The 1,269-nt window shown below is 71.7% G+C and carries 2 protein-coding genes; one reads left to right on the top strand and one right to left on the bottom strand.

The genetic code is table 11. The features are described from left to right. The coding region (locus ACSFA3_RS23970) for an FAD-dependent oxidoreductase (RefSeq protein WP_435507896.1) at positions 1 to 240 on the top strand (240 nt) is incomplete at its 5' end. A gap of 6 nt (positions 241 to 246) precedes the next feature. Here the strand turns inward: ACSFA3_RS23970 and ACSFA3_RS23975 are convergent. After that, positions 247 to 1,269 (bottom strand): FIST signal transduction protein (locus ACSFA3_RS23975; protein WP_435507897.1); only part of this gene is annotated, 1,023 nt, incomplete at its 5' end.

Raw genomic sequence — 1,269 nt, forward strand, 5'->3', positions numbered from 1 at the left:
ACCACGCAGGCCCAGTTCTGGACCGGCCTGCGACCCGCCACGCCGAGCAACGTACCGCTGATTGGCAAGACCAAGCTGCCGAACCTGTTCCTCAACACGGGCCACGGCACGCTCGGCTGGACGCACGCCTGCGGCTCGGGCAAGTCGATCGCGCGCATCGTTAGCGGGCTGGCGCCCGAGGTCGATTTCGCCTTTACGGGAATGCCGGCGCCCGCGCCGCGAGCGCTTCAACCGGCCTGATCGGGTTCAGTCGTTAGCGGTAAACACCGTCAGCACCCCGGTATAGCCATACAGGTGATGCCGGGCGATCTCGCCCGCTGCGAAGAAGCCCACCAGCGGCACATCGCCCAGCGCATGCCGCACGATCTGCAGCTCCGCCCCCGGCGCGCCGAAATGCGGCCCGCCGCGCCCCGAGCAGCTCACGTACACCGCCCCCGCGATGCGCCGCGCCGGATGCGGCGCCGCCTCGGCCTCGCCCGCCGCCACGGCGCGCGCGGTGGCCAGCGTCTGCTCTTCGGGCTCCAGCTCCTCGCGGATTTCCGCGCAGATGCGCATCAGGTCGGCCCGCGCGGCCTGCGCGTTGCGGCGGCAGAAGGTCAGCCGCATGCCGGCTTCGGCCACGTCGGCAATGGCGATGCCGCGTCGCGTGGGGTCCAGCCCGATGATGTGGCGCACCAGCACGTCGGCGCCCAGGTCGCCGGTGCGGCGGATGCCGTCGCTGCCCGCATCGGCCAGGCCGACCAGCGTGTTGCGCACGGCGTCGATGGCCTCCTGCGGCCGTTCGAGCGACACCTGCAGATCGGCCAGCAGCACGTCGAGTGCCGGCTCGCCGTCGAGCTTCAGCAGCAGATTGCCGTCGGCCTCGGTGATCTCGCGCTCGCGCACGGCCCCCGAGCGCAGCGGCTGGCAGCCCTGCGTGACGCGCGACACCAGCCGCACGCCTTCGCCGAACACCACGCCCGACAGGCCGCCCGAAAACACCCCGCCCGCCGCGCCATGCCCGCGGATGTTGCCGTTGCCACCAACGGCAAACTGCAGCGCGCTGCCGCGCCCCGAAGACAGCCCGCCGAACAGATAACCGGTGTCGGTGCGCCCCGCCATCTCGGCGATCAGCTCGGCCAGGTCGGGCGTTGCCGGGTCGGCGTGCACCAGTGCCGTGTGCGCCTCGAAGCCGCTCATTTCGGAATTGCCCAGCGGCGCCACGCCCGAGAACACGCGGTACTGGTCGCTCGGCAACGCGCAAAGCATCAGGCTCATGCCGGGCTCGTC

Source organism: Variovorax glucosi (genome assembly GCF_051216695.1).
In the GTDB taxonomy this organism is placed as follows: domain Bacteria; phylum Pseudomonadota; class Gammaproteobacteria; order Burkholderiales; family Burkholderiaceae_C; genus Variovorax.